The 23,346-nt window shown below is 63.3% G+C and carries 21 protein-coding genes and 1 tRNA gene; 16 read left to right on the plus strand and 6 right to left on the minus strand.

From position 1 onward, the window contains the following. Nucleotides 1-65 precede the first annotated feature (65 nt). From dsbD to purH, 7 genes are all read left to right on the plus strand, one after another. Entirely contained in the window at nt 66-1,931 is a 1,866-nt protein-coding gene (dsbD, locus tag Q0894_RS01290) for a protein-disulfide reductase DsbD (RefSeq protein WP_299230805.1), read from the plus strand. A gap of 239 nt (nt 1,932-2,170) precedes the next feature. Continuing rightward, nucleotides 2,171-2,638: an acetyl-CoA carboxylase biotin carboxyl carrier protein gene (gene accB, locus Q0894_RS01295; RefSeq protein ID WP_299230807.1), complete on the plus strand. Its 468-nt coding sequence runs from the start codon at nt 2,171-2,173 to the stop codon at nt 2,636-2,638. 59 nt (nt 2,639-2,697) lie between these two features. Then, complete coding sequence (accC, locus tag Q0894_RS01300; protein ID WP_299230808.1) at nt 2,698-4,041, plus strand: acetyl-CoA carboxylase biotin carboxylase subunit; 1,344 nt, start codon at nt 2,698-2,700, stop codon at nt 4,039-4,041. Between the two features lie 75 nt (nt 4,042-4,116). Then, entirely contained in the window at nt 4,117-5,031 is a 915-nt protein-coding gene (gene prmA, locus Q0894_RS01305; protein WP_299230809.1) for a 50S ribosomal protein L11 methyltransferase, read from the plus strand. A 78-nt stretch (nt 5,032-5,109) separates the two neighbouring features. Then, nucleotides 5,110-6,171, plus strand: coding sequence for a tRNA dihydrouridine synthase DusB (dusB, locus tag Q0894_RS01310; protein ID WP_299230811.1), 1,062 nt, complete (start codon nt 5,110-5,112; stop codon nt 6,169-6,171). Next, entirely contained in the window at nt 6,168-6,488 is a 321-nt protein-coding gene (gene fis / locus Q0894_RS01315; RefSeq protein ID WP_299230812.1) for a DNA-binding transcriptional regulator Fis, read from the plus strand. Before dusB ends, fis begins: the two co-directional genes overlap by 4 nt. Nucleotides 6,489-6,582: 94 nt before the next feature. Continuing rightward, the gene (gene purH, locus Q0894_RS01320) at nt 6,583-8,163 is read left to right on the plus strand and encodes a bifunctional phosphoribosylaminoimidazolecarboxamide formyltransferase/IMP cyclohydrolase (RefSeq protein WP_299230813.1); all 1,581 of its coding nucleotides are present in this window, start codon (nt 6,583-6,585) and stop codon (nt 8,161-8,163) included. Between the two features lie 129 nt (nt 8,164-8,292). On the opposite strand, the gene Q0894_RS01325 is transcribed toward purH, so the two are convergent. The 3 genes from Q0894_RS01325 to folE all read right to left on the minus strand — a co-directional run bounded on the left by Q0894_RS01325 (nt 8,293) and on the right by folE (nt 11,058). Next, on the minus strand, nt 8,293-9,750 hold the full coding sequence (locus Q0894_RS01325; RefSeq protein WP_299230815.1) for an NAD-dependent succinate-semialdehyde dehydrogenase: 1,458 nt from the start codon (nt 9,748-9,750) through the stop codon (nt 8,293-8,295). A 288-nt stretch (nt 9,751-10,038) separates the two neighbouring features. Continuing rightward, nucleotides 10,039-10,440, minus strand: coding sequence for a dihydroneopterin triphosphate 2'-epimerase (gene folX, locus Q0894_RS01330; protein ID WP_132041493.1), 402 nt, complete (start codon nt 10,438-10,440; stop codon nt 10,039-10,041). 60 nt (nt 10,441-10,500) lie between these two features. Then, the gene (gene folE, locus Q0894_RS01335) at nt 10,501-11,058 is read right to left on the minus strand and encodes a GTP cyclohydrolase I FolE (RefSeq protein WP_299230817.1); all 558 of its coding nucleotides are present in this window, start codon (nt 11,056-11,058) and stop codon (nt 10,501-10,503) included. A gap of 272 nt (nt 11,059-11,330) precedes the next feature. Here folE and Q0894_RS01340 point away from each other — a divergent pair, with 272 nt between their 5' ends. Beyond that, a complete protein-coding gene (locus Q0894_RS01340; RefSeq protein WP_299230818.1) occupies nt 11,331-11,879 on the plus strand; it encodes a hypothetical protein in 549 nt (182 codons plus the stop codon). 94 nt (nt 11,880-11,973) lie between these two features. Here Q0894_RS01340 and Q0894_RS01345 read toward each other — a convergent pair whose 3' ends face one another. After that, complete coding sequence (locus Q0894_RS01345; protein ID WP_299230819.1) at nt 11,974-12,960, minus strand: serine/threonine protein kinase; 987 nt, start codon at nt 12,958-12,960, stop codon at nt 11,974-11,976. 40 nt (nt 12,961-13,000) lie between these two features. Beyond that, complete coding sequence (locus Q0894_RS01350; protein ID WP_299230820.1) at nt 13,001-13,717, minus strand: ComF family protein; 717 nt, start codon at nt 13,715-13,717, stop codon at nt 13,001-13,003. A gap of 71 nt (nt 13,718-13,788) precedes the next feature. On the opposite strand from Q0894_RS01350, the gene bioB reads away from it, so the two are divergent. From bioB to Q0894_RS01390, 8 genes are all read left to right on the plus strand, one after another. After that, on the plus strand, nt 13,789-14,913 hold the full coding sequence (gene bioB, locus Q0894_RS01355) for a biotin synthase BioB (protein ID WP_299230821.1): 1,125 nt from the start codon (nt 13,789-13,791) through the stop codon (nt 14,911-14,913). Beyond that, the gene (gene bioF / locus Q0894_RS01360) at nt 14,910-16,085 is read left to right on the plus strand and encodes an 8-amino-7-oxononanoate synthase (protein WP_299230822.1); all 1,176 of its coding nucleotides are present in this window, start codon (nt 14,910-14,912) and stop codon (nt 16,083-16,085) included. Before bioB ends, bioF begins: the two co-directional genes overlap by 4 nt. Further along, a complete protein-coding gene (locus Q0894_RS01365) occupies nt 16,082-16,834 on the plus strand; it encodes an alpha/beta fold hydrolase (RefSeq protein WP_299230823.1) in 753 nt (250 codons plus the stop codon). Before bioF ends, Q0894_RS01365 begins: the two co-directional genes overlap by 4 nt. An 11-nt stretch (nt 16,835-16,845) precedes the next feature. Beyond that, nucleotides 16,846-17,643, plus strand: coding sequence for a malonyl-ACP O-methyltransferase (locus Q0894_RS01370; RefSeq protein WP_299230824.1), 798 nt, complete (start codon nt 16,846-16,848; stop codon nt 17,641-17,643). Between the two features lies 1 nt (nt 17,644). After that, on the plus strand, nt 17,645-18,346 hold the full coding sequence (gene bioD, locus Q0894_RS01375; protein ID WP_299230825.1) for a dethiobiotin synthase: 702 nt from the start codon (nt 17,645-17,647) through the stop codon (nt 18,344-18,346). A 43-nt stretch (nt 18,347-18,389) separates the two neighbouring features. Further along, nucleotides 18,390-18,474, plus strand: a tRNA-Leu gene (locus tag Q0894_RS01380). A 97-nt stretch (nt 18,475-18,571) separates the two neighbouring features. Further along, complete coding sequence (locus Q0894_RS01385; RefSeq protein WP_366130954.1) at nt 18,572-20,359, plus strand: site-specific integrase; 1,788 nt, start codon at nt 18,572-18,574, stop codon at nt 20,357-20,359. A gap of 891 nt (nt 20,360-21,250) precedes the next feature. Continuing rightward, nucleotides 21,251-21,940, plus strand: a complete 690-nt coding sequence (locus Q0894_RS01390; protein ID WP_299230827.1) for an NYN domain-containing protein — start codon at nt 21,251-21,253, stop codon at nt 21,938-21,940. 47 nt (nt 21,941-21,987) lie between these two features. Here Q0894_RS01390 and Q0894_RS01395 read toward each other — a convergent pair whose 3' ends face one another. Next, entirely contained in the window at nt 21,988-22,389 is a 402-nt protein-coding gene (locus tag Q0894_RS01395) for a hypothetical protein (RefSeq protein ID WP_299230828.1), read from the minus strand. Nucleotides 22,390-23,346 lie beyond the last annotated feature (957 nt).

Consider the following 23,346-nt stretch of genomic DNA (forward strand, 5'->3'; position numbering starts at 1 on the left):
TGGAACCCCACACGGCAAGCGAGGTCTGATCGCCAGCCACACTACCAACCAAGGACAGGACTTTCGTGATCCGCATTCAACGCCTTGCTCTGACTGCCCTGCTGCTGTTGCTGCTGCCGATCGCCGCCCAGGGACAGTGGTTCTCCAACGATGACTCGGAGTTTCTGCCGGTGCTGGAGGCCTTTCAGCCCAGCGCCTGGCATGATGGCGAGATCCTCTATATCGGCATGGAGGCGGAAGAGGAGCACTATCTCTATCGCCATCAGTTCGCGGTAAAGAGCGATGCGGTAGCACTGGGTGAGCCCGATATCCCCGAAGGCACCTTCACCAGCGACGAGTTCCTCGGTGACGTCTACACATTCCGCGACAGGGTGGTCTTCGAGGTTCCCCTCGAGGAGGAGGTCAGCGGCGTGATCCCCGTCACGGTGACCTTTCAGGGCTGCGCCGATGCCGGCCTCTGCTACCCCCCGGAACATGTTGACCTGGACGCCGCCGAGCAGCAGGCACCCGCCGCCTTTGCCGGCTGGCAAGCATCGAATGCCGGCTCCGGCTCTGCCAAGGATGAAGGTGGCAACGCCTCCTCCACAGCACCCACCGCCCCCCAGAGCGAGGATGGCCGCTTTCAGGCCCTGATGGCCGAGGCCAGCCTGCCGCTGGCACTGGGACTATTCTTCCTCGCCGGCCTGGGGCTGACCTTCACGCCCTGCGTACTGCCCATGGTGCCGATCCTCTCCTCCATCATCGTCGGGCAGAACCCGAGTCGGCCGCGCGCGTTCGCCCTCTCGGCCAGCTATGTCGGGGGCATGGCACTCACCTACGCCCTGGTCGGGGTGCTGATGGGGCTGTTCGGAGCCGGGCTGAATCTCCAGGCGCAACTGCAATCCGCCCCGGTACTGATCACCTTTGCGGTACTCTTCACGATTTTCGCCCTGGCCATGTTCGGCGCCTTCGACCTGCGCCTCTCACCCCGGCTGGCCGGTCGCATCGACGCCTGTCAGGCCCGCGCCCAGCAGAGCGGCCCCGCCGGCCTGGCGCTGACCGGGGCGCTGTCGGTTCTCGTGGTATCCCCCTGTGTCACAGCTCCGCTGGCCGGCGCCCTGGTCTTCATCTCCACCACCGGTGATGCGTTGCTGGGCGGGGCCGCCCTGCTCGCCCTGGGGCTGGGCATGGGCGTTCCCCTGCTGCTGGTGGGCACCTTCGGCACCACCCTGCTGCCCCGTAGCGGTGCCTGGATGAACGGCGTCAAGATAGCCTTCGGCATCCTGCTGCTGGGGGTGGCGATCTGGCTGGTCGAACGCCTGCTGCCGGCCACGCTGGTGTTGCTGCTTTGGGCCGGCCTGGCCGTCGGCACCGCGGTGGCGCTTGGCGCCATGTCCACCAACCTTCCCCAGGGGTGGGCACGAGCACGCCAGGCCCTGGGGCTGTTGATGCTCGCCTGGGGGGTGGTGCTGGTTCTCGGTGCCGCCAGCGGCGCCAGCGACCCGCTGCGCCCCCTGGCGCCACTGACCGGCGGCGTGAACTCGTCGCCCGCTGCAGGCACCTCCGCGCCACAGGAAATCATCACGGTGGAGAGGCTCGATCAGCTACATCAGGCTCTCGCTTCGGTACCGGATGAGCAGGCCGCCTTCGTTCACTTCACTGCCGACTGGTGCATCTCCTGCAAGCAGCTCGAGCGCCGGGTCTACCCGGACCCACGGGTGGCAGAGCCGCTCTCGGAGTTCGCTCGCATCAATGTCGACGTCACCGACAGCGACGCCACCAGTCGCGAACTTCTGGAGCGTTTCGAGCTCTTCGGGCCTCCCAGCCTGCTATTCTTCCGTGCAGGCGAGGAGATCCGCGAGGCTCGCATCCTGGGCGCACCGAATGCCGGGGAGCTCACCAGCCACCTGAACAGTGTGCGTAACTGGCTCGACAGCGAAAGCGACGCCTGAACCGCTGTCTTGACCAGGGAAGCAGCGAGGAAAGGTGCCTTGAAACGCCCGTTCGAACAGCGTTTTCAACGGTACTGGACATCGCTCGGGTTTTTCGGCAAACTCCGCCGCTATCCTCTTTTCATGGTCCGTAGAGGCGGAAGAGTCGCCATCTTGCCGCGATCTAATGAAACTTGGCCCGGGTTGACAGCGCCGGGCCAACGGCCATTCACCGCACCCAACCGATCGGGACGAACGTCATGGATATCCGCAAGGTCAAGAAGCTGATCGAGCTGCTGGAAGAATCGAACATCAGCGAAATCGAGATCCAGGAGGGCGAGGAGTCGGTCCGTATCAGCCGTCATCCCAATGGTGTGAGCTGGCAGCCCAACATGCCTCAAGCCTATGCGCCTGCGGCACAGCCCGCTCCCGCCGCCGCACCGGCACCCGCCGAGAGTGCCGAGCCGGCTGCCGCCGAGGGCCCCAGCTTCCAGGGTCAGGCCATCAACTCGCCCATGGTGGGTACCTTCTACCGCTCACCGGCTCCAGGCGCCAAGGCTTTCGTCGAAGTCGGCTCCCAGGTCAAGAAGGGCGAAACGGTGTGTATCGTCGAGGCCATGAAGATGATGAACCAGATCGAGGCCGAGCGTGACGGCGTGGTCGAGGCCATCCTGGTCGAGGACGGCGAGCCGGTGGAGTATGACCAGCCTCTGGTCGTGATCGCCTGAGCCCCGCTCCCTCTCAAATAACCGATACTGGTCATTCACTCGATACTGGCGGACCCATCATGCTGGACAAGGTTCTTATTGCCAACCGCGGCGAGATCGCCCTGCGCATCCTGCGTGCCTGCAAGGAGCTGGGTATCAGAACGGTGGCGGTCCACTCCAAGGCCGACCGTGAGCTGATGCACGTGCGCCTGGCCGACGAGGTCGTGTGCATAGGGCCGGCCTCCTCGGCCCAGTCCTACCTCAACATTCCGGCACTGATCAGTGCCGCCGAGGTCACCGACAGCAGCGCCATCCACCCCGGCTACGGCTTTCTCGCCGAGAATGCCAACTTCGCCGAACAGGTGGAGCGCTCCGGCTTTACCTTCATCGGTCCCACGGCCGAGACCATCCGCCTGATGGGCGACAAGGTCAGCGCCATCGAGTCGATGAAGAAGGCTGGCGTCCCCACCGTGCCCGGCTCCGATGGCCCCCTGCCCGAGGATGACGATGGCCAGATTCTGGCCACCGCACGCCGCATCGGCTACCCGGTGATCATCAAGGCCGCTGCCGGCGGCGGTGGTCGCGGCATGCGTGTGGTACACACCGAGGCTCACCTGCTCTCGGCCGTCACCGTGACCCGCACCGAGGCCCACTCGGCCTTCGGTGACGGCACCGTCTACATGGAGAAGTTCCTCCAGAACCCGCGCCACGTGGAAGTGCAGGTGCTGGCCGACGGCCAGGGCAACGCCATCCACCTCTACGACCGCGACTGCTCACTACAGCGCCGTCATCAGAAGGTGATCGAGGAAGCGCCGGCCCCCATGCTCGACCCCACGGCCCGCGCGGAAGTGCTCGAGGCATGTCGCCAGGCGTGTATCACCATCGGCTATCGCGGCGCCGGCACCTTCGAGTTTCTCTACGAGGATGGCCAGTTCTTCTTCATCGAGATGAATACCCGCGTTCAGGTAGAGCATCCGATCACCGAGATGGTCACCGGCGTGGATATCATCAGGGAGCAGCTGCGCATCGCTTCCGGTCTGCCGCTCTCAATCCGCCAGGAGGATGTCACTCTCAACGGCCACGCCTTCGAGTGCCGCATCTGCGCCGAGGACCCGCGCACCTTCATCCCCTCCCCCGGCAAGGTGACCCTCTTTCACCCTCCGGGCGGTATCGGCGTGCGCATGGACTCTCATCTCTATACCGGCTACTCGGTGCCACCCCACTACGACTCCCTGATCGGCAAGCTGATCACCTGGGGCAGCGACCGTGAAACCGCACTGACTCGCATGCGGGTTGCCCTGGACGAGCTGCTGGTGGAAGGCATCAAGACCAACACCGATCTGCACAAGGATCTGGTGCGTGATGGCGACTTCCGAAAGGGCGGCGTCAATATCCACTATCTGGAGAAGAAGCTGGGCCTCTAACCTTCCCGGCTTCGGTATTCAGCGGGGCGGCCTCGGCCGCCCCGCTTGCGCTTCCCCCTGCTTATCGGAGATCCCATGCCCTGGCTGCAACTCAAGGCCCACGTCGCCCCGGAACAGGCCGAGACCCTCGAGGAGCTGCTGCTCGCCGAGGGTGCCACCGCCATTACCCTGCAGGACGCCCACGATGACCCCGTCTTCGAGCCCGAGCGAGGCAGCACCCCGCTGTGGCACGAGACGGTGCTTACCGGACTATACGACGACCTCGAGGGCGTCGACGCCATGCTTGAACGGGTCCAGCAGGCCTGGGCCGCCGAGCAGACCGAGGACCCCTGCCCGGAGATCTCCGTGGAGCTGCTCGCCGATCGCGACTGGGAGCGCGAGTGGATGGAGGACTTCGTGCCGCTGCAGATGGGTGAGCGGCTGTGGATCGTGCCCAGCTGGCACACGCCGCCCGAGCCCGGTGCGGTCAACCTGCATCTCGACCCGGGGCTCGCCTTCGGCACCGGCACGCACCCCACGACCGCCCTCTGCCTGGCGTGGCTTGATGCCCTCGCCATCTGCGAGACCCTGGAGGGTCAGACGGTGCTCGATATCGGTACCGGCTCAGGCATCCTGGCCATCGCCGCCCTCAAGCTAGGGGCCAGGCAGGCGGTCGCGACCGACATCGATCCCCAGGCGCTGACGGCGAGTCGCGACAACGCCGAACGTAACGGGGTGCAGGAGCAGGCCCTGCACCTCTGCTACCCCGAACAGCTCGACGACGCAGAGACATTCCCCGTGGTGGTGGCCAATATCCTCGCCGGACCACTGGTCGAGATGGCGCCGATGATTGCAGGGCATGTCGCACCCGGGGGTCGCCTGGCGCTCTCAGGCATCCTCGAGGGCCAGGCCGAACAGGTGCTGCAGGCCTATCACGAGCAGGGCCTGCGAATGGATGAACCGGTCACCCGCGAAGGGTGGGTTCGCCTGACCGGCCGCCGCCCGGCCTAGGCTCGCCTCACCACCACTTCACCCTGCCCGGCGGGGGGCGTATGATATGCCCCCCTCTAGCCTTCACTTCCCCGAGCCATGTTCGACGCCAGTCAGTCACAGCCCCGCATCGCCCACCATACGCTGCCGAATCGAACGATCCTGGCACCGATGGCCGGCGTCACCGACCGCCCGTTCCGGCAGCTGTGTCGGCAGCTGGGCGCCGGCATGGTGGTGGGCGAGATGGTCACCTCGGACCCCAGCCTGTGGCATACCCGCAAGTCACAGCTGCGCATGGACCATCGGGGCGAGCCGGGGCCGCGCAACGTGCAGATCGCCGGCGGCGATGCCGCCATGCTTGCCGAGGCCGCCCGCTTCAATGCCGACCAGGGTGCCGAGATCATCGATATCAACATGGGCTGCCCGGCCAAGAAGGTCTGCAACAAGGCCGCCGGTTCCGCCCTGCTTCGCGACGAGGCGTTGGTGGCCGAGATCCTGACGGCGGTGGTGGGGGCGGTGGATATCCCGGTCACGCTGAAGATCCGTACCGGCTGGTGTGCCGAGACCAACAACGGACTGCGGGTGGCACGCCTGGCCGAAGAGGCCGGCATCCAGGCATTGGCGGTACACGGTCGCCATCGCCAGCAGCGTTACTCCGGTTACGCCGAATACGACACCATCGCGGCCATCAAGGCGGCGGTGAAGATCCCGGTATTCGCCAATGGCGATATTGACTCCCCCGAGAAGGCCGCCGCTGTCCTCGACTATACTGGCGCTGACGCGGTTATGATCGGCCGGGGTGCCCAGGGCAACCCCTGGATCTTCCGCGAGATCGACCACTACCTGCGCCATGGGGTCTGCCTGCCCCCGCCCGGCGATGACGAACGCGCAAGCGTGCTGCGCCACCACCTGAATGCGCTGCATGACTTCTATGGCGACTTCATGGGGGTGCGCATCGCACGCAAGCACGTCGGCTGGTATCTGGCCGGCGATACCCGCCTCAACGAGGGACAGCGACGTGAACTGAAGGGACGCTTCAACCGTCTCGAAAGCCGTGCCGACCAGCATCGTTTTATCGACGACCTCTTTGGTCATGCCCCCTCGCCCGCCACTGCGCCGGACGAGCAGGGCGCGACCGCGAAAGGAATACGAGCCGCATGACCAGTCAAGCCCTTCCCTCCGACCCACAGTTTTCAACCGGTCACCCGTCGCAGGATGCCAGCACCGAGTTGTCCGCACCGGCAGGTGGCCAGCAGCCGCTGCGTGAAGCGGTTGAGCTCTCCATGCGCCGCTATTTCGCTCACCTGGATGGCGGCGAGGTTACCGGGCTCTATGCCATGGTGATGGCCGAGGTCGAGGCCCCGCTGCTCGCCTCGGTGCTTGAGCACACTCAGGGCAACCAGACCCGCGCCGCCGAGATGCTCGGCCTCAATCGCGGCACGCTGCGCAAGAAGCTCAAGCAATATGACCTGATATGACGCAGGGAGCCTCTGGCTCCCTGCGGTGCGTCTCACGACCCGCCCCCCCTTCGCATCCTCCACCCACCGCCCCAGACGTCAAGAGAGTGTCCCCATGGCCCAAGCCTCCTCCCTCCCGGTACGCCGTGCCCTGATCAGCGTTTCCGACAAGACCGGCATCGTCGACTTCGCTCGTGGACTCAGCGAGCACGGCGTCGAACTGCTCTCCACCGGTGGCACCTTCCGCCTGCTCCAGGAGAACGGTATCGCGGTCATCGAGGTGTCCGAACACACCGGCTTCCCCGAGATCATGGACGGTCGCGTCAAGACCCTGCATCCGAAGATCCACGGTGGCATCCTCGGCCGTCGTGGTCAGGACGATGCAGTGATGGCCGAGCATGACATCACGCCTATCGACATGGTGGTGGTCAATCTCTATCCCTTCGCCCAGACGGTGGCCAAGCCTGACTGCACCCTCACGGACGCCATCGAGAACATCGATATCGGCGGCCCCACCATGGTGCGTGCCTGCGCCAAGAACCACGCCCACACCAGCATCGTGGTCGATGCCGCCGACTATGCCCGGGTGCTGGGCGAGATCGCCTCCCAGGATGGCAAGGTATCGGAAGCGACCCGCTTCGACCTGGCCGTCAAGGCCTTCGAGCACACCGCGGGCTACGATGCCGCCATCGCCGACTATCTCGGCCAGCGAGTGCAGGGTGGCGAGGATGGCTTCCCGCGCACCTACAACCTGCAGTTCGAGAAGAAGCAGGCCATGCGCTACGGCGAGAACCCGCACCAGAAGGCGGCCTTCTATGTCGAGAGCGACGCCAGCGAGCCCAGCGTGGCCACCGCCGTACAGCTCAATGGCAAGGCGCTCTCGTTCAACAACGTCGCCGATACCGACGCCGCCTTCGAGTGCGTGAAGGCCTTCACCGATACCGCCTGCGTGATCGTAAAGCATGCCAACCCTTGCGGCGTGGCGGTTGGCGCCAGCGCCCTGGAAGCCTATGACAAGGCATTCGCCACCGACCCCACCAGCGCCTTCGGCGGCATCATCGCCTTCAACGTGCCACTGGACGCCGACACCGCGCGCGCCATCATCGACCGCCAGTTCGTCGAGGTGATCATCGCCCCGGGGGTCGACGACGAGGCCGCCAGCATCGTTGCCGAGAAGCAGAACGTACGTCTACTCGACGTAAGCGCCAGCTGGCCCGGCGAGCGCGGCCATGCCCACGACTTCAAGCGCGTCACGGGCGGCCTGCTGGTCCAGGACCGCGACCTCGGCATGGTCGGGCGCGACGAGCTCACCGTGGTCAGCGAGCGGGTGCCGACCGAGCAGGAACTGCGCGATCTGGCGTTCGCCTGGAAGGTGGCCAAGTACGTCAAGTCCAACGCCATCGTCTATGCCAAGGATGGCCAGACCATCGGCGTGGGAGCCGGCCAGATGAGCCGCGTCTACTCGGCCAGGATCGCCGGCATCAAGGCCGCCGACGAGGGCCTCTCGGTTCCCGGCTCGGTGATGGCCAGCGACGCCTTCTTCCCGTTCCGTGATGGCATCGATGCCGCCGCCGCCGCCGGCATCGCCGCGGTGATCCAGCCCGGCGGCTCCATGCGCGACCAGGAAGTGATCGACGCCGCCAACGAGGCCGGCATCGCCATGGTGTTTACCGGCATGCGCCACTTCAGGCACTAAGCGCCTGCGGCGGCTGTAAGCACAGCGTAAACAGCCGCCATAATCAGAAAACCCCGTCGGCCATGGCCGACGGGGTTTTCGCTTCTTACAGCTTAAGGCGCAAAGCTTACGGCTTCGGGCGAAGCCCGGTCAGCCGAGATCAATACAGAGGTACTTGGTCTCAAGGAACTCTTCCAGCCCCTGGTGGCCACCCTCGCGACCGAGTCCAGACTCCTTGACACCACCGAAGGGCGCGGCGGCGTTGGAAATCAGCCCGGTGTTGATCCCCACCATCCCGTACTCCAGGGCGTCGGCGACACGCCATACGCGACCCAGATCGCGGGAGTAGAAGTAGGCGGCGAGGCCATACTCGGTGTCATTGGCCATCTCCACGGCACTCTCTTCGTCATCGAAGGGGAACACCGCCGCCAGCGGGCCGAAGGTCTCTTCTCGAGCCACCTGCATCTGCTCGGTGGCGAAGCTGATCAGGGTCGGCGTGAAGAAGTTGCCTCCCAGCGGGTGCGGGTGGCCCCCCAGCAACAGCTCTGCCCCCTTGTCCACGGCGTCCTGGACGTGCTCGCTGACCTTGGCAACCGCCTTGTGGTCGATCAAGGGGCCGATATTGATATCGGGCTGGGTCCCATCGCCGACCTTGAGCTCGCTGTTCATGGCCACGGCAAGCTTTTCGCAGAAGGCATTGACCACGCTGGACTGTACCAAGAAGCGGTTGGTGCAGACGCAGGTCTGGCCGGCATTGCGGAACTTGGCCGCCATGGCGCCCTCTACCGCGGCGTCCAGGTCGGCATCCTCGAAGACGATGAAGGGCGCATTACCGCCCAGTTCGAGGGAGATCTTCTGGATATGCTGAGCGGCGTTGGCCATCAGGTCGCGCCCCACCTCGGTAGAGCCGGTGAAGGTGATCTTGCGCACCAGCGGCGACTCGGTCATGGCGGCGGCAATCTCGCTGGCACGGCCCGGCACCACGTTGAACACCCCGCGCGGGACACCGGCGCGCTCGGCCAGCAGGGCCAGAGCGGTGGCAGAGAACGGCGTCTGGCTGGCCGGCTTGCAGACGATGGTGCAGCCTGCGGCCAATGCCGCCCCGGCCTTGCGGGTAATCATGGCCGCCGGGAAGTTCCAGGGGGTGATGGCCCCCACCACTCCGACGGGCTGCTTGGTGACCACGATACGCTGGTTGCCCTTGGCTGGAGGGATGGTTTCGCCATAGACACGCCGGGCCTCCTCGGCGAACCAGCGCAGGAAGCTGGCCGCATAGGCGATCTCACCGGCGGCCTCCTTGAGCGGCTTGCCCTGCTCATGGGTCATGATCATTGCCAGGTCATTCTGATGCTCCAGCATCAGGTCATGCCACTTCATCAGGATATCGGCGCGCTCCAGGGCACTCAGCGCCCTCCAGGCCGGCAGCGCGGCATAAGCGGCATCAATGGCCCGCTCGGTCTCTGCACGCCCCAGGCGCGGCACATCGCCCACGGCCTCACCGGTGGCCGGGTTGATCACCTGAATCTGCTCACCGCTGTCGGCGGCCACCCAACTGCCATCGATATAGGCGAAGGGGCAGTAGAGTTGCGTTTCCTTGAGGGCTTCCATGACGTTCTCCTGCCGCATTGCGGCACTGGTCAGTTTGACCTCATGCTAAGCGCAAAGACCCCGACACTCCAAGTGACGGGGCCACCTTTTCAGGTAATCGTAGTTACCGTCAGACTGATAGTGAAAGGCGCCGGGGACAGGTCGGAGAGGGGGTCCGAGGACCAGGGATGGCCGAGGTAGCCTACAAGGAAGTACTCGTAGCGCCCCCTCGGAGGCCTGTCGCCGGAACAGCCTTGAGCGTTACTGCCATCTACGATAGCCCTGGCCACATCGATTCCCACGGCGAAATCAACGGGGCTTGCGACTCTCGGACAGGGTGATGGAAACCGAGTCGGCGAAGCGCAGGGCATGGGGCTTGTCGATCTCGACCTGGGCCGTCAACACCTGTTCGTGAGACATGATCAGGTCGAGCACCTCGCGGGTCATGCGCTCGAGCAGCAGGAAACGGTTCTCCTCGACATGGGCGATCACCTGCTTGGTGATGGTGCGGTAGTTCAGCGCCTGCTCGATATGATTGAACGCCACCGCCTTGTCGGCGCGATAGCGTATTACCGCGTTGATCACCACATCCTGGCGATTGGCAATCTCCTCCTCCTTGATGCCGATATGGGTGCGCAGGCGGAGGTTCTTGATGCGAATGGTCGCCAGACCATGGTCGAAGTGCTGGTCATCGATGGCGTGCAACGGCATGGCCGGCTCTCCTCAATAGTGCGCCAGGGAAATAGATGCGAGTCGTGGCCCCGAGACGAATCAACGCCCGTTGATCAGGGTCAGAAACTCCTGACGGGTCGCTGGATTCTCGCGGAAGCCACCGAGCATCACCGAAGAGGTCATGCTGGAGTTCTGCTTCTCGACGCCACGCATCATCATGCAGAGGTGACGGGCCTCGACCACCACCGCCACGCCACGAGCGCCGGTCACCTCCTGCACGGCCTCGGCGATCTGGCGGGTGAGGCTCTCCTGGATCTGCATGCGCCGAGCGAACATGTCGACGATACGCGCAAACTTGGAGAGGCCCAGCACCTTGCCATCGGGCAGGTAGGCGATATGGCACTTGCCGATAAAGGGCAGCAGGTGATGCTCGCACATGGAGTAGAGCTCGATGTCCTTGACCAATACCATCTCGTCGGTCTCCGACTCGAAGACGGCGCCATTGACGATCTCCTCCAGCGACTGAAGATAGCCGTGGTTGAGAAACTGCATGGCCTTGGCGGCCCGCTTTGGCGTATCACGCAGCCCTTCCCTTTCGGGGTCCTCGCCCAGTGCAAGGATAATCTGCCGATAGTGGTTGGCGAGCTCTTCTGTCATGGGGGGCTCCGTCAAGTCGTCGCTGGTTGCCGCGTTTCATATGCAATATATATACAGAATCTTTTAGATGTAAAAGATTCTATCATCCCGAGCCTATAGTCTATCAGCCCGCCCTCCCGGTTCGGCACTTCGCCGCCACTTTCTCGCTGTCCCTGCCCCCTGCTCGGCTCGCGACATGCTGCCGCACCCCGACAAGGTCAATGAGTCGATGCATCAGGCTGTGATAGTATGCAGGTTTTCATGCTGTGCAGACCTTTCCGCGAGAGCCCGACATGACCAAGACATCCCTGCTGCTGGGCCTGCTGCTGGCCCCCTCCCTGGCCTTCGCCGCCACCCTGGAACTGCCTGCCGATGCTCGCCTGGAAGTGCAGGTTGTCGAGTCATTGAGCCTCGACCCCGACACACCCCGCCATGACGACGTCCTGCTGCGGCCGGTGGCCAACGGCAGCGGGAGCCATCAGGTGCCCGATTACTGCGTGATGGTCGGCGACGCGCAGCTCGATGGTGAGCGCATCCGCATCACCACCTCCAGCGTCACCTGTATCGATACCGAAGGCAGTGACAGCCATATCTACAGCGGCGAGATCTCCGCGGCGGCCTACGGCAGCGACGGCAAGTTCGGCATTGACGCCTGTCAGGATGGCCGCTGCGAGCTCTCTCCGGAGCACGGCTTCGAACTCCAGCTGGCCAGCGACCTGGCCATCGAGGAGCAGGAGAACCCCTCCGAGCAGATCAATATCGAACGGCGTCAGGCCGAAGGTAACGGTGTCGCCAACCCAATCCCCGCCGATCAACCCGATCCCGACGACTCGCAACCCTGATCTGCACTTCTTTTTGCAAGGGCCTGGTTTTGCAAGGGCCTGGTTTTGAAAGGGCCTGGCCTTGTCGTCCTGCGACAGGACCAGGCCCTTGGCCTTATGCCAGCCAGCGCGGCGCGCTATCCAGCGCCAGGCGCTGCTGCTCCAGCGTTCTGATATGCGACTCCCAGTAGCCATTATCGGCCACCCAGGGGAAGGCGGTCGGAAAGGCCGGATCCTCCCAGCGTGATACCAGCCAGGCACTGTAGCGCAGCAGCCGCAGGGTCCGTAACGGCTCGCTCAGGGCCAGTTCACGGCGGTCGAACTCACGCTGCTGCTCATAGCCTTCGATCACTTCCGAGAGCTGCATATGCCGCTCTTCGGGCGACTGTGCGGTGATCAGCATCCACAGGTCCTGCACTGCCGGGGCCATCAGGCAGTCGTCGAAGTCCACCAGCGCGAAGTGGTCGTCGCGGCCCAGAATATTCCCGATGTGGCAGTCACCATGGACCCGTATCTGCCGCTCCGGGCTCCAGCGATACTCCACCAGCGCCTCGTGCAGTGCCGACGTGACCCGCTCGTAGGCCTGACGCTGTCGTTGGTTCAGCCAGGGGCCGGCGAGCACCCGCTCGCGGGCATCGATCACCATCGCGTCCAGATCCAACACACCTCGCTGCTTGAAGGGGGCACGCTCCCCCACCGAATGCACGCTGCCGATCAGCTCGCCCAGGGCAAACAGATGGTCGGGATTCTCCAGCTCCGGGGCCTGGCCGGGGAGCTGTGGAAAGAGCGCAAAGCGAAACCCTTCGGCATACAGCAGGCTGCGCCCATCCTCATCACGCCACGGTGCGGCCACCGCCACGCCTGCTGACGCGAGTTCGGCGAGGAAGTCGTGCTCTTCCTGAATGCACGCGTCGCTCCAGCGCTCTGGTCGATAGAACTTCGCCACCCAGCGACGACGCTCGTCATCATGAACCAAGTAGACTCGGTTCTCGTAGCTGTTCAGCGCAAAGGGCTCACCGGGCAGCCAGAACCCCAGCGACTCGATGGCCGCCACGACCCGAGCCGGCGACAGCGTGGAGAAGGGGTGATGATCGGCGTCCATGGTCCATCCTCCAGAAAACTCCTACTCTACCAGGCCTGACTCATGTTTCCCCCAGCGGCGTGCGGGCTATCGCCCAGGCCTCGACCTCTTCGGCCCCGGCGGCCAGGCAGGCCAGGGCCAGCGCCTCCAGGGTCGCCCCGGTGGTCATGACATCGTCGAGCAGCACCACTCGAGATGGCAGGGGCCCCTCCACGCGAAATCCGCGCCGCAGGTTGGTCCGGCGCTGTTGGCGATCGAGCCCACGCTGACTGGGCGTATCTCGCAGACGAGTGCCATGACGCAACGGCACCCTCAGTCGCAAGGCCAGACGCTTCGCCAGCCACTCTGCCTGATCGAAACCTCGGCCACGGGCACGGCTGGCATGCAGTGGCACCGGTACCAGTACCTGGGGCCAGGCCCGCGCCTCCTCGGTGAGCGACGCCTCCAGCAACGCCAGCAGCACCATCCCGGCCCTCGGCGAGGCCCGAAACTTGAAGCGCCGTACCAGCCAGGCTACCTCCTCGCTATAGCGCAGTGGTACCCGAGCACGCACGAAGGCAGGAGCGCGTCGCAGGCAAGTACCACAACGGCGCGCCTGGCAGGCCCCGGGCTGTGGCTCGGCGCAGACAGGACAGGCGGGCAGATTCCAGGGCAGTGTCTCGAAGCAGTCGCGACACCAGGGCTGAGCATCGAGAGCCGGTGCTAGGCAGAAGGCACAGCGGCCCGGCAGGGCTCGACGCAGGGCGCTGTCAACCAATGATTTTGCGCGGGTTGACATCTCGAGCCCGGCCCGTAAGCTGTTCGTCAACTTTTCTATACGAACCAAGTTGACCAAAGGCGACTCCCCCCATGTCTCAAGCGTCGCAAGCCTGTACAGCCGATTCCCAGACCCTAGCCGCACCGACCGAGATACGCCACGACTGGCGTCTCGATGAGATCGAGGCCCTGTTCGCACTGCCCTTCAATGACCTGCTCTATCGTGCCCAGCAGGTACATCGCGCCCACTTCGACCCCAACGCCGTTCAGGTCTCCACCCTGCTTTCGATCAAGACCGGCGCCTGCCCCGAGGACTGCAAATACTGTCCTCAGTCCGGCCATTACAACACCGGACTTGGCAAGGAGAAGCTGTTGGAGATCGAGAGGGTCGTGGAGGAGGCCCAGGCGGCAAAGGCCGCCGGGGCCAGCCGCTTCTGCATGGGAGCGGCCTGGAAGAGCCCCCGCGAGAAGGATCTCGAGGTGGTGCTGGAGATGGTCCGCCGGGTCAAGGCGCTGGGGCTCGAGACCTGCATGACCCTGGGAATGATCGATGGCGACCAGGCCGCGCGGCTCGCCCGGGCAGGGCTCGACTACTACAACCATAACCTCGATACCTCTCCCGACTACTACGGGGAGATCATCACCACGCGAACCTACGCCGATCGTCTGGATACGCTCGCTCAGGTCCGTGAGGCAGGCATGAAGGTCTGCTCTGGGGGGATTCTGGGCATGGGTGAGGCTCCCCGCGACCGAGCCGCCCTGCTCCAGCAGCTGGTACGCCTTGAGCCGCATCCGGAGTCGGTGCCAATCAACATGTTGATCAAGGTCCCCGGCACCCCTCTGGAAGATGTCGAGGATCTCGACCCCATCGAGTTCATTCGTGCCATCGCCGTGGCGCGCATCCTGATGCCGCAAAGCCATGTGCGCCTCTCCGCGGGACGCGAGCAGATGGATGACTCGACCCAGGCCCTGGCCTTCCTGGCCGGCGCCAACTCCATCTTCTATGGTGATCGGCTGTTGACTACCGCCAATCCTCAGGCGGAGCGCGACAGGGCCCTGTTCTCCCGGCTCGGCCTGCACCCGGAGCGCAGGGAAACCTGTGCCGACGACGACTGGATTCAGGCAAGCGTGGAGGCCGACCTTGTCCAGCAGTCGGCACACCGGGCCGCCGCTCGGGTCGGCGAGCTGGCCTACGATGCGACAAGCGTTGAGCCATGACCCAGCACGACTGGACAAGCCGCCTTTCCGAACGCGCCCGCGCGTGCCGCGCTAGCGGTCTGTGGCGACACCGCACGACACGTCGGCCGACGAGTCGGCTGCGTGACTTTGCCGGCAATGACTACCTGGGCCTCTCTCGGGACCCGCGCCTGGCCGAGGCCATGGCCGAGGGAGCACGTCATTACGGAGGCGGGGCCCGAGCCTCGCACATGGTCAACGGCCACCTGGCGGTTCACGAGACCCTGGAGTGTCGTCTCGCCGAGCTCACCGGTCGGCCCCGGGCGCTGCTCTTCTCCACCGGCTACATGGCCAACCTGGGTGTGCTCCAGTCGCTCTGTGACCCGCATACCCGGGTCTTTCAGGACCGCCTCAACCACGCCTCACTGCTGGATGGCGCCAGGCTGGCCGGGGCCTGTTCGCGTCGTTTCCACCATGCCGACCTCTCCGACCTCGAGCGACTACTGGCGCGCAGCCAGGCCGACCACCCCAGGCTGGTGGTGAGCGACGGTGTCTTCAGCATGGATGGCGACATTGCCGATATTCCCGGCCTGGCGGCCACCGCTCGTCGCCACGCTGCCTGGCTGATGATCGACGATGCCCACGGCATGGGCGTGCTGGGCGAGCGAGGCGACGGCTGCGTGGGCCGCAACTACGGCGTCGATGAGGTAGCCGTGCTGGTCGGCACCTTGGGCAAGGGGCTTGGCACCGCCGGGGCCTTCGTCGCGGGGAGCGAGGCTCTGATCGAGCACCTGACCCAGTTCGCGCGCCCCTACATCTACACAACGGCTCAACCACCCGGGGTGGCGGCCGCCACCCTGGCAGCCCTGGATATCCTTGCTGAAGAGCCGGAACGGCACGCGCGTCTGCATGCCCTGATTGCCCGCTTCCGCGCGGCAGCAAGCGAGCTCGGGCTACCGCTGATGGCCAGCGCCACACCGATTCAGCCAATCGTGCTCGGCGACAACACAACGACCATGGCCTGGGCCACACGGCTCGCCGAACGTGGCATCAATGTCGGCGCCATTCGCGAGCCTACCGTGCCACGCGGGAAGGCTCGGTTGCGTATTACCCTCTCCGCCGACCACACCGACGATGATATAGACGCCCTGATCGATGCCCTTGCCGAATGCCAGAAGAGGAGTGTCATGGCCAATGGGGAACCCCTGTCATGACCCGCCTGGTGTTACTTTCCGGCTGGGGTATCGATGCGCGAGTCTGGCAGCCCCTGGCAAACCTGTGGCCTGCCGGGATCACCATCGAGACGCCAGACTGGCCGGGCTACGGGGCCCAGCCGGCCCTTGAGCATCCTGCAGACCTGGAGGCCCTTGCCGGGACGTTTATCGACGACCTCCCCCGAGACGCCGTCTGGGTTGGCTGGTCCCTGGGGGGGCTGCTGGCAACCACCCTGCTCGGCCTTGCGTCGACTGCGCTTCCCCCGCCCCGGGGGCTGATCCAGATCGGCATGGGCCCACGCTTTTGCCACCCAGAGGGGGTGACACAGCAGGAGCTTGGCCGCTTCCGCCGTGCCTTCACTCGAGACCCGAACGCGACCCTGGCACATTTTCGACGCTGGATGCTGCGCGGGGAGGCGTCTCCCCGGGACGCTTACCGACACCTTCTCGACCTGCTCGGGGAGGGCCCTCCCCCCGATTTGGCTACCCTTGCCGCCGGGCTGCAATGGCTTGCCGAGCTCGACAACAGTCGCCCCCTGGCCGAGCCACCCTGCCCGATGCGCCTCCTGTCTGGAACCGACGACCCACTGCTGCCCGCGACACGACGGCAAGATGCCGATCGCACCATCGACGGGGCCGGCCACTGCCCCATGCTGTCACGTCCAAACACCCTGGTGACGACTCTGATTGAACTCTCCCGGGAGTGCCTTGGGAGTAGGAGCGCGGCCAATCTCGAGGTGCTGCCATGAATTCACCAGCCATGAATTCACCAGACTTGACTCCCACGGTGGCATCCGGCGGCTGGCAACAGCGGGTATCCCATGCCTTTTCACGCGCCGCCGATGATTACGAGCGTCTGGCGGCGGCACAGCAGGACATGGGCGAAACCCTCTGGGCCAGGCTACCCCGGGGAGCAATGCATATCCTCGATCTCGGGTGCGGCCCGGGTAGCTGGAGCCAGCGACTGGCCGATGATTATGCACCCGACGCCCGCGTCATCGGCCTCGATATCGCCCCGGGAATGCTGGAAGTCGCCCAACGAGAGCGAGGCGACAAGGTGCACTGGGTCTGCGGTGATGCCGGCGCACTACCACTGCCCGATGCCAGCCTGGAGCTGGTGTTCTCCAACCTGGCCGTTCAATGGTGCCCCGACCTCGACGCCGTGATGGTCGAGCTGCATCGCACGCTGCGCCCCGGCGGTCGCGCCCTGATCAACACCCTCGGCCCCGAGACCCTGAGCGAAGTGGGCTACGCCTGGAAGCGGCCCGGTCGTCACGCCGCCCTGCTCGACTTTCGCAGCCCCGAACACTATCGCAAGGCCGCCTGCCTGGCGGGTTTTCGTCGCGTCGCGGTCAAGGTAAGTCGGCCAAGATTCCATTATCCCGACATGACCGCGGTAATGGCCTCCATCAAGGGCATCGGTGCCCAGGCCTCACGCCCCAGGGGCCATCTGACCCGGGCCGACCTTGTTCGCGCCTCACAACGGTTCGAAGCCCTGCGTGAACCCGAGGGGCTGCCCGTCACCTATCACCTACTGACGCTGGAGCTCGAACGCTAATATGGCCGCCTACCTTGTCACCGGCACGGATACCGACGCCGGCAAGACCCTGGTCACGTCTGGCTTGCTGGCCCTGGCACGCCGCAAGGGACTAACGACCCTGGGCCTCAAGCCCGTAGCCTCAGGCAGTGAGCCCACCGATGCGGGCCTGCGCAATACCGACGCCCTGGCATTACAGGCCTGCAGCCACCCCGCGGTGTCCTATGCCACGGTCAATCCCCACGCCTTTTCGCCGGCGATAGCGCCTCACCTCGCCGCTCGAGATGCGGGTGTCACGCTCACGCTCGACGCCTTGAGCGAGAGCATGCGCGAAAGGCTGGGCCTGGGTCGGGACCTCACCCTGCTGGAGGGCGCCGGTGGCTGGCGGGTGCCGCTGAATGCCCGGGAGGACCTCTCCGGCCTGGCAACGCAGCTGGCGCTACCGGTGATTCTGGTGGTTGGCCTCCGGCTCGGCTGCATCAGTCACGCACGATTGACGGCCGAGGCAATACGCGCCGACGGTCTGCGGCTGGCCGGCTGGGCCGGCAGCCTCGTCGATCCCGCATTCGGCAACGACGAAGGTCTTTATCGCGACAACCTGGCAACGCTGGCGAGAACGCTGGACGCCCGCTGCCTGGGTGTCGTTCCGCACCTGCCGGCCTGCGACCCGCCTGCACTGGCCGTGGCGGCTGCCGACCACCTGGAGTTGCCCGATGATCATTGACTTGTCCGTGTGCGTCCGTAAAATACCACGCCAGCCTATCCGTGCGGATGTGGTGGAATTGGTAGACACGCCAGATTTAGGTTCTGGTGCCTCAGGGCGTGGGAGTTCAAGTCTCCCCATCCGCACCAGTCTCAACCCGAGACTGCATGAATCCTAACCCCTTGAGTCAGAAAGGCTTACTGCTGTGGAAGGTGTCACACTTCGGTGCGACATTTGGAGTCTCCCATGGCCTACGGCAGCTACCTGACTCGGAGCCGACACCGGACGACCTTCTACGCCCGGATCGTGATCCCTCTCGACCTACGACACAGACTCGGGGGAAAGCGTGAGGTAAGGCAAAGTCTCGGAACCGCCTGCAAGGCCACAGCCAAGCGCCGTGCAATGAAGACCTGGCTGACCTTCCAGGATTTCTTCGATGCCTTGAGGAACGATCAGTCAGTGGACGAGCTCAAGACCGATCAGGGCGCGCTGGCCGCCCTTAATGCGCTCATACGACGCGCAAACGACCAGAACCATACCGCACCAGCACTCCGCCACACAGCGCCCTCAGAGCGCCCCACAGTCGCAAAGCCGGCTTCATGGCTCGCTCAGCCGTCGCGCGATCCCATCGACATGGCGGAAGAGGGGCTTGTCTTCCACTACATGAAGAGCGTCTACCGCGGTCAGGAGTTCGAATCCGACTCCGGGTGCCCTGAAACCGACCGGGCCGCAGTCAGAGACTTCATGGACGACATCGATCGCCGGTTTGGTCCTCCCGTCACAGAACGCGCAAAGCCGGTGGTAGAGCCCTCCGGCTCAACCACTCCGTCTCGCAAGACGTTTGCCGAGGTTGCTGACGACTACCTAGAGCAATATCGCCGCGATCGGGAATACGACGGAAGGCTAAGTGAAAGCACTCTCGACAAGGAGTCTCGGGACGCCGCTTTCTGGAAGTTCTACTTCGAAGGTCGGGATATCCACGACATCGGCATCCCTGAGTGCCGGGAAGCCGAGCAGCACTGCCGCAACTACCCGAAGAACGTCGATGCCAAGGTCGCTGCCACGATGTGCCGAACAACGCACGGTCGACCAACGACAGGCGTCCAGGCGACCAAGACGCGTCTCCTTGCCCTCAAGAAGGTCCTGGCACATGCGGTCAAATACGGTTGGATCACTTCGAATCCCGCTGACGTCATCGACACCAAGCAACGCCGAGGCGGCAGCGACATCGACAAGGTGCCATTCAGCACCGAGGAGTTACAACGCATATTCCCCGGTGCAAGCTATGGTGAGGGCTTTTTCCCCAAGGCCAACGCCAGAGAGCCCCTCTACGATGCGGCGAAGTTCTGGACACCCTTGATCGCCCTGCTGACGGGCGCACGGCTTGGCGAGATCATTCAGATGGAGCTGGGCGACATCAAGAACGAGGACGGGATCTGGTTCTTCGACATCACCACCGATACCTCCAGTGACGGCAGTGGCAAGAAGCTGAAGACGAAGAGCTCCAGGCGCCGCGTCCCCATCCACTCTATGCTGACCACCATCGGCCTGTTGGGCTACGTCGACGAGCGGAGAAAGCACCCAGCAGCCCCAATCGGGCTCTTCGACCAGTATTGCCGAGGCGCACAGCCCAAGGGCAAGAAGATCACCGAATGGTTCAAGGGTGGGCCGAATGGGGTAGACCGCAATGGCAAGCCACGCTTCAGATATGGCTACCTTGACCGTCGTGGCATCGCCTGTCGACCTGACCAACGGGGTGATCGCACGAGCATCTCGTTCCACTCGTTTCGGCATACCTTTGCCGATGTGGCACGACGCGGGAAGCTACCGGACGGCGAGACCATCCGGGACGACGACATCAGCTGGATTCTGGGTCACGCAAACGGGCCGATGACCTCTCGTTATGGCCGAGGACAGCATCTGGCGTTTCTACGCGACATCGTAGAGGCGGTGACCTACCCCGAGGTAGACCTCGGCTCTATCAGTTGGGAGTCATTCAAGAACAAGTGGGGAATCAAAGCGTGTAGCAAGTGAGAGCCACTCGCTACTCTGGGACAAGCTGATTAAACACTCAGCCGCCCACATGCACACCCAAACTGAGCCCTATACCACAACATATCGTATTTCAAGGGTGACGAACTCTATTTATCAGTTACGATTGGCATTGTAGGTTGCACCTACACAGCGAGGGCCCGGCAGATCAAGAGTGACCCGCAGAGCCCTTCAGTGTCCAACAGCAGCAGCATGCTGATTGGGAGGAGGTATCCCGAACCATGGTCGATGCGGCGTTGCCGCGCCATTGATGCACCTACCCGCTGGTTCAGATTGGCTATCTACCTACGGGGGTAACTGTAGTGCCGAAGGTCGAAACTGTAAACAGTCTCTCGGGGGCGATAGATGGTCTCCGAAGCTGCCTGAGCAGGATCGCCTGGCGCTCCCTCGCCTCCCACTGCATGTGCACTGCAACTCTAGTCGGAGGTGCTGATGCACACGACAAAGTCAGAGCTCATCGAGCTCGAGCGCCGTAAGGCAAGCGAGGCAGGCCGCGTTCTGCGTGAGTGGCAAGAAAAAATTCCGCACCTGCAACGGCAGGCGGACCTAGAAGAGGCAGGGCAGTCAGACCTGGACCTGGGAGAAGACCCCGGATAGCTCCGGACTGACTCACTCAGCTGAGTCACCGAGATCGCCATTCCCGACAGCACTATCCTCTCGGGAGGTTGCTCGCCAATCGGGTTTCGGCCCAGCTGGCGAGCTCTAACCTGCAACGATCAGAGCCGCCGAACGCCTAGGGCGCGGCTCAGGCGATCTTGACACTCACCACCCCCGATCCTATGATTCGGGCATCCACGCCCCTGGCAGTAAGCCATCCCTCCCATCCCGGGATGTGCCGAGCCCTGGGGCGTTTTCGTTTCTGGAGAACGGAACGTGCCAACAGCGATACTCGTAGACGGCGCCTACTTCATCAAGCGCTTCCGCAGGATAGAGCCCGAGAACGCCTACGATGCGAAGCGGGCGGCTGATTGTCTGCACCGCTGGGCTGTCAGTCACCTGCATGACGGCAATGGCGGCAAGGGCAAGCAACCTCGCCGAGACCTCTATCGCATCTTCTTCTACGACTGCCCTCCTCTGACCAAGAAGATGCACAACCCGATTACCAAGATGGCGATCGATTTCTCGAAGACGAATGAAGCAATCTTCCGCTCAGAACTGCACGCCGAACTCCTCGGCAAGCGGAAGCTCGCGGTGCGACTTGGTCACCTATCAGACGATGCCCAATGGACCATCAAGCCACAGGTCATCCGAGAGCTTCTGAAGGGGAAAATCAAGTTTGATGACATCGGCGAGAACGATGTTCAAATCGACATACGGCAGAAAGGTGTTGATATGAGAATCGGTGTCGACGTCACCTCCCTAACCCTGAAGAAACAGGTCGACCAGATCGTGCTGATCGCTGGTGACGCCGACTTTGTCCCCGCAGCCAAGATCGCACGCAGAGAAGGAATCGATTTCGTGCTAGACCCGATGTGGCAAACAATCCCATCGGGATTACATGAGCACATCGATGGCCTACAATCGAGATGCCCCAAGCCCAAGAAGCTCGCCGTGAAAAACTAACCAGAATGCCGGCCGAAGCCTCTCAAAGACTTCGGCCAGGCTTTACATCATGACCTGTCTTGAGCCGTCCCTTTGGCTAATTTGACAACCTCCAACATCCCCCGCTTCACAGGCTCCGAAAGCTCGGGATCTTCCCCATGAGTAGCTTGTCGCCAGCGTTCAAGAAGCTGTAGCTCATTCTTCGTCACCAGCGGCCCGACGATTGACTCAATCGCGGTCAGCTTCCCGGGCGAATACTCGCTCATCGCCACGCGGAGTAACCACACTGGGTCAAGCTGAAGTGCATTGGCGATAAGACCGATCTTCTCCAGTGGGAATTTCGTTCTACCCTTTCGCATCATCGCGATAACATTGAAATTTTCATACCCACAGGCTAATGCCAGCTTCGCATTTGAAACACCGAGCTCGCTCTGACGGCTTATGATGATTTCAGCTACACGACTTACCATGTGACACTCCATTCAGATCATGTGGAGCTCACATCGTCCATCACAACTCAGTGGCAGAACACTCAAAAAAAGTCACATTTTCGCTAATATAAGGACCCAAATGACCAACAAAAAAAGGCCAAGAGCTTCAGCAGACCGGCATTTACATACAAACACGTATGTTTTTTTAGAGATTCGCAACATCAACGGATCGTCACAGTATAAGAGCTCTTAAAACGCTCCAGAATCGCTCCTGAGACGATTCAAGCACGATCTATATGCAGACTATATTCTGCTGAATAAAATCGCGCAGAGAGCATTGCTGAGCGATATAGAGACACTCTCTCAGGGCATCAGGTCAAACCGAGACACGTTGTAAGCAAATCCGGAAAGACGGTCTCTTCCCAACCAGGCTGTCAGGCACTAATACTCCCAGACCTGAATCAGGCTCACTCCGGAACAGCTGGCAAACCGGCTACCAGATACAGTGCATATCGTATCTGGCAGCATACATCAGCCTCAGATCCGACATACCTAGCAGCTTCCTTGGAAACGAGCAAATTGACACGTGGCTCAGCGAGCTGAGACCTGCTACATCCAGCACGCTTGTTTGGCGAGACCTTGGTATACCTCTCAGAGGGCACCAGCGGCTCCCAGGAAGCCAGACGGATGTTAGACGCCATGGTGGAATCACCTAACGTCTATGCCGCTCAGGCGACGATTTTGGGGGTCCTTAACCGTAAGCGCACCAGCGCAGACGAAGTCGTGGGTGAGGGCTGCACGCCAGAAAAAGCAATTATTCCCCAGCTCGCAGAGCTGATGACCATGAGGTCAAATAGACAGCGTAGTCATGCCGAGGGTGGAGCGTAGAGGATAACTGCCACAGGTCGGAATGCCGCCAATGCCAACGCCGCCGCCAACCTGGCAAACCTTGGATATCAAAATTCGGGAAAGGCTCTGCCTGCATGCCGAGCCCAT

Source organism: uncultured Halomonas sp. (assembly GCF_947501415.1).
In the GTDB taxonomy this organism is placed as follows: domain Bacteria; phylum Pseudomonadota; class Gammaproteobacteria; order Pseudomonadales; family Halomonadaceae; genus Halomonas.